This window comes from Nocardioides sp. (genome assembly GCF_034670285.1).
Taxonomy (GTDB): Bacteria; Actinomycetota; Actinomycetes; order Propionibacteriales; family Nocardioidaceae; genus Nocardioides.
Genome location: NZ_JAXMNS010000260.1, coordinates 1 through 5,596 on the forward strand (window position 1 = coordinate 1; position 5,596 = coordinate 5,596).

The 5,596-nt window shown below is 69.1% G+C and carries 5 protein-coding genes; 3 read left to right on the forward strand and 2 right to left on the reverse strand.

Annotated elements, in window-relative coordinates; genetic code table 11:
* Positions 1-262 precede the first annotated feature (262 nt).
* The 3 genes from VOI19_RS13190 to ilvC are packed head-to-tail and all read left to right on the forward strand — an operon-like array spanning position 263 to position 3,637.
* Complete coding sequence (locus tag VOI19_RS13190; protein WP_323793423.1) at positions 263-2,014, forward strand: acetolactate synthase large subunit; 1,752 nt, start codon at positions 263-265, stop codon at positions 2,012-2,014.
* Positions 2,015-2,024: 10 nt separating this feature from the next.
* A complete protein-coding gene (gene ilvN, locus VOI19_RS13195; RefSeq protein ID WP_323793424.1) occupies positions 2,025-2,564 on the forward strand; it encodes an acetolactate synthase small subunit in 540 nt (179 codons plus the stop codon).
* 44 nt (positions 2,565-2,608) lie between these two features.
* Entirely contained in the window at positions 2,609-3,637 is a 1,029-nt protein-coding gene (gene ilvC / locus VOI19_RS13200; RefSeq protein ID WP_323793425.1) for a ketol-acid reductoisomerase, read from the forward strand.
* A 124-nt stretch (positions 3,638-3,761) separates the two neighbouring features.
* Here ilvC and VOI19_RS13205 read toward each other — a convergent pair whose 3' ends face one another.
* Together VOI19_RS13205 and VOI19_RS13210 are read right to left on the reverse strand one after the other, a co-directional pair.
* A complete protein-coding gene (locus tag VOI19_RS13205) occupies positions 3,762-4,595 on the reverse strand; it encodes an ABC transporter permease (RefSeq protein WP_323793426.1) in 834 nt (277 codons plus the stop codon).
* Positions 4,592-5,596 (reverse strand): ABC transporter ATP-binding protein (locus tag VOI19_RS13210; RefSeq protein WP_323793427.1); only part of this gene is annotated, 1,005 nt, incomplete at its 5' end. The genes VOI19_RS13210 and VOI19_RS13205, both read right to left, overlap by 4 nt.

Below are 5,596 nucleotides of genomic sequence, written 5' to 3' on the forward strand. Positions count from 1 at the left end.
GGATGGCGCGAACGCCCACATGACGGGACGCTCGTCTCAACATGTGGGACCGTGGCAGACTCTCCTACTGCCCCGCGGGGGCAGCGGCTACGGTAGAGACATGTCCCAGGACCTTCTCGTACGCATGCGACGTGCCGGCTGACCAGTCAGCCAGCGCGTCACCCCTCGTTGCCTTGCGGCCGGGGGGTTTTTTGTTGCCCAGGTCCTCGACCAGCAGTCAGTCACAGCCCCACCGCACCGAAGAGACAAAGGAAATGAGTCCATGAGCGAAGAAATGACAGGCGCCCAGAGCCTGATCAAGTCGCTGGAAGCCGCTGGGACGGAGACGATCTTCGGCATCCCCGGTGGCGCGATCCTCCCGGCCTACGACCCCCTCATGGACTCCTCCATCCGCCACATCCTCGTACGCCACGAGCAGGGCGCCGGTCACGCCGCCCAGGGCTACGCCTCGGCCACCGGTCGCGTGGGCGTCTGCATGGCGACCTCCGGCCCGGGTGCGACCAACCTGGTGACGCCGATCGCCGACGCCCACATGGACTCCGTGCCGATGGTGGCCATCACCGGCCAGGTCGGCGCCTCGATGATCGGGACCGACGCCTTCCAGGAGGCCGACATCCGCGGCATCACAATGCCGATCACCAAGCACAACTTCCTCGTCACCGACCCCGCCGACATCCCGCGCACGGTCGCGGAGGCCTTCCACATCGCCTCGACCGGTCGCCCCGGCCCGGTGCTCGTGGACGTCGCCAAGTCGGCGCTCCAGGCGATGACCACCTACGACTGGCCCTCCGAGCTGCACCTGCCCGGCTACCGGCCGGTGACCAAGCCGCACGCCAAGCAGATCCGCGAGGCGACCCGGCTGATCCTGGAGTCGCGCCGCCCGGTGCTCTACGTCGGCGGTGGCGTCATCCGCGCCGCGGCGTCCGAGGAGCTGGCGCGCCTCGCCGCGCTCACCGGCATGCCGGTCGTGACCACCCTGATGGCGCGCGGCGCGTTCCCCGACAGCCACCCGCAGCACCTCGGCATGCCCGGCATGCACGGCACCGTCGCCGCCGTCGCCGGCCTCCAGCGCAGCGACCTCATCATCAGCCTCGGCGCCCGCTTCGACGACCGGGTCACTGGCAACCTCGACTCCTTCGCGCCCGGCGCCAAGGTGATCCACGCCGACATCGACCCCGCCGAGATCGGCAAGAACCGCCACGCCGACGTGCCGATCGTCGGTGACGTCCGTGAGGTTCTCATCGAGCTGGTCGCGGCGCTCAAGGTCGAGCAGGACGCCGGGAACACCGGCGACTTCGAGGCCTGGGTCGAGTTCCTGAGCGGGGTCAAGACGACCTACCCGCTCGGCTACGAGACCCACGACGACGGCCGCCTCGCCCCGCAGTACGTCATCGAGCGCCTCGGCGCGATCGCCGGCCCCGACACCATCTACACCTCGGGCGTGGGCCAGCACCAGATGTGGGCCGCGCAGTTCGTGAAGTACGAGAACCCCCGCACCTGGATCAACTCCGGTGGCCTGGGCACGATGGGCTTCGCGGTGCCGGGAGCGATGGGTGCCAAGGTCGGTCGTCCAGACGCGACCGTGTGGGCGGTCGACGGCGACGGCTGCTTCCAGATGACCAACCAGGAGCTCGCCACCTGCGCGCTCAACGACATTCCGATCAAGGTCGCGATCATCAACAACGAGTCGCTCGGCATGGTGCGCCAGTGGCAGACGCTGTTCTACAACGAGCGCTACTCCAACACCGACCTGCACACGGGGCCGGCGCGCCGCATCCCCGACTTCGTCAAGCTCGCCGACGCCTACGGCTGCGTGGGCCTGGCCTGCGAGAAGCCCGAGGACGTCGACGCCACCATCGAGAAGGCCATGGGCATCAACGACGTGCCTGTCGTGGTCGACTTCCGCGTGCACCGTGACGCGATGGTGTGGCCGATGGTCGCCGCGGGCACCAGCAACGACGAGATCAAGTACGCGCGCGACCTCGCGCCGGACTTCGACGAGAACGACCTCTGAGGCGGACCTGATGAGCAAGCACACCCTGAGCGTCCTCGTGGAGGACAAGCCCGGCGTCCTGGCCCGCATCGCGGCCCTCTTCAGCCGCCGCGCCTTCAACATCGAGTCCCTGGCCGTCGGCCCGACCGAGCACGCGGACGTGTCGCGGATGACGATCGTGGTCGACGTCGAGGGCACCCCTCTCGAGCAGGTCACCAAGCAGCTCAACAAGCTCGTCGAGGTCATCAAGATCGTCGAGCTCGACCCGGCCGGCTCGGTCAACCGCGAGCTGGTGATGGTCAAGGTCGCCGCCACCGCGGAGACGCGCAGCCAGGTGCTGGACGCCGTCCAGCTCTTCCGCGCCAAGGTCATCGACGTCGCTCCCGACGCCGTGACGATCCAGATCACCGGCAACTCGGACAAGATCGCCGACTTCCTCGCCGTCCTCACGCCGTTCGGCATCCGCGAGCTGGTGCAGTCCGGCCAGGTCGCCATCGGTCGCGGCTCCCGCTCCATCTCCGAGCGCAACCTGCGCCCGGTCGCCATCCCGGTCCCGCCGATCACGGCCTGACCGTCCCGAACCCCGCATCACCAACACACAAGGAGAAGCCACCAGTGGCTGAGATGTTCTACGACGACGACGCCGACCTCTCGCTGATCCAGGGCAAGAACGTGGCCGTCATCGGCTACGGCAGCCAGGGTCACGCGCACGCCCTCTCGCTGCGCGACTCGGGCGTCGACGTCCGCATCGGTCTGCAGCCGGGCTCCAAGAGCCGCGCCAAGGCCGAGGCCGAGGGCCTGCGCGTCCTGACGCCGGCCGAGGCCGCGGAGGAGGCCGACGTCATCGTCATCCTCGCTCCCGACCAGCACCAGCGAAAGCTGTACGCCGAGGAGATCGCCCCGCAGCTCGCCGAGGGCGACACCCTGGTCTTCGGCCACGGGTTCAACATCCGCTTCGGCTACATCACCCCGCCCGAGGGCGTCGACGTCTTCATGGTCGCCCCCAAGGGCCCCGGCCACCTCGTGCGTCGTGAGTACGTCGACGGTCGCGGCGTGCCCGTGCTCGTCGCCGTCGAGAAGGACGCCTCCGGCTCGGCCTGGCAGCTCGCGCTGTCCTACGCCAAGGGCATCGGCGGCCTGCGTGCCGGCGGCATCAAGACCACCTTCACCGAGGAGACCGAGACCGACCTCTTCGGTGAGCAGGCCGTGCTGTGCGGCGGCGCCTCGCAGCTGGTCATGTACGGCTTCGAGGTCCTCACCGAGGCCGGCTACCAGCCCGAGGTCGCCTACTTCGAGTGCCTCCACGAGCTCAAGCTGATCGTCGACCTCATGTACGAGGGCGGCATCGCCAAGCAGCGCTGGTCGGTCTCCGACACCGCCGAGTTCGGTGACTACGTCTCCGGCCCTCGCGTCATCACGCCCGACGTGAAGAAGAACATGGAGGCCGTGCTCGAGGACATCAAGAACGGTGCCTTCGCCGAGCGCTTCATCACCGACATGGAGAACGGCTCGCCCGAGTTCACCGAGTTCCGCAAGACCGGTGAGGCGCACCCGATCGAGACCACCGGCCGTGAGCTGCGCAAGCTCATGGCGTGGGTCAAGAGCCACGACACCGACTACGTCGAGGGTTCGTCCGCCCGCTGATCGCCCCGCGGTCGACCGCGGGGCAGATTCTCCGCTGAAGTGGTGAAACTCCCGCTTCTGTCATGAAGTTTCGTGACAGAAGCGGGAGTTTTGTCGTCGTACGACGCCGGCGGGGCGGGAGTCGCTACTTCACCTCGCTGCGCAGCACGAGCCGCAGCCCGAGCAGGAGGGGGAGCGCCAGCCAGAACGCCCCAGACACCGCCAGGTGGGCCCACTGCTCCACGCTCGGGACGATGTCGAAGAGCTGGCCCTGGCTGTAGTTGAAGTCGACCCAGGGCTGGATGTCGGCGAACCACTGCTGGGTGCTCGCGAGCAGCATGGTGAGCGACGACAACACGAACTGGTAGGCGAAGTAGGCCACGAGTGCGGCCGGCGAGCTGCGCAGCACCAGCCCGAGCATGAAGCCGATGAACATGTTGAGCACGGTGCCCAGGGCGATCATCAGCAGCTGCAGGAGCCCGAGGTCCCACACGGTGTCGACCCCGGCGATCGTCGACCCGACGACATTGCCGATCGCCCCAATCGCCGCTGCCACCACGATGGCGACGACACCGATCACGAAGGCGCCGACGGCCTTCGCCGCGATCACCCGCCCGCGGCGGGGCACGAAGGTGAACGTCGCCAGGCCGGTGCGCTGGCTCCACTCGCTGGTGACCGAGAGCAGCGCGATCACCGGCAGGATCACCGTCATCGGGAGCCCGAAGGCCGCGGCGAAGGTGTCGTAGGTCAGGGCGTCCTCGGGTGCCCACAGGATCACGGCGACCGTCGCCAGCGTGGCGAGGATGCCGACGGAGGCGAGCAGCCAGAACCCGGAGCGCGTGTCGAACATCTTGCGTAGCTCGACCGAGACCAGGCGCGAGAAGGGGATCGGGTCGTACGACGTCGTCCGCGCGGTCGTGGGCTGGGTGCTGACCGGGGTGCTGGCAGGGGTACTTGTCGGGGTGCTGGTGACGGTCATGCTGCGGCTCCGTCCGTGAGGCTGGTGGTGTGCTCGCGCTGGGTCTCGGCGGTGAGCTGGAGGAACATCTCCTCGAGCCCGGCGCCGTCCGCCCCGCGCAGCTCGGTGAGGGGTACGCCGGCGGCGAGCGCGACGCGGCCCACGACCTCGGCCTCGATCTCGACCCGCAAGCCGCCGTCGACGTGGGCGAACTCGATCTCGGCCTCGACCAGGGCGCGCGCGAGCGGCCGGACGTCCGGCGTCCGCACGAGGGTCCCGGCTCCGGCGAGCAGCTCGGCCTTGGTGCCCTGCGCGACGATCCGGCCGTTGCCGATCACCACGAGGTCGTCGGCGACGACCTCGATCTCGTGCAGCAGGTGCGAGGAGAGCAGCACGGTGCCGCCGCGGTTGGCGTAGTCACGCAGCAGGTCGCGCATCCAACGGATGCCAGCGGGGTCGAGGCCGTTGGCCGGCTCGTCGAGGATCAGCACCTCGGGGTCGCCGATCAGGGCGACGGCGATGCCGAGGCGCTGGCGCATTCCAAGGGAGTAGTTGCTGACGCGTCGCTCGGACTCCTCGGCGGTGAGGCTGACCCGGTCGAGCATCGTGTCGACCCGGTCGGCACCGAGCCCGAGGGTGCGTTGGGCGATCGTGAGGATCTCACGCCCGCTGCGGCCGGCGTGCTGGGCGGAGGCGTCGAGCAGCACGCCGACCTGACGGCCGGGGTTGGGGAGGTCGACGAAGCGTCGTTCGCAGACGGTGGCGGAGCCGGCCCCGGCGGGGGTGAGCCCGACCAGGATGCGCATGGTGGTCGACTTGCCGGCGCCGTTGGGTCCGAGGAAGCCGGTCACGCGACCCGGCTCGGCGGTGAACGACACGTCGTCGACAGCGGTGAACGAGCCGTAGGAACGGCTGAGGTGGTCGATGGTGATCATGGCTCCAGCCTCGTGCGGCAGCGCACCTCCGCGCATCGGGGAGATCGCTGAGTCCGACCCCGGGATCCGACCCCGAGCGACCCCGAG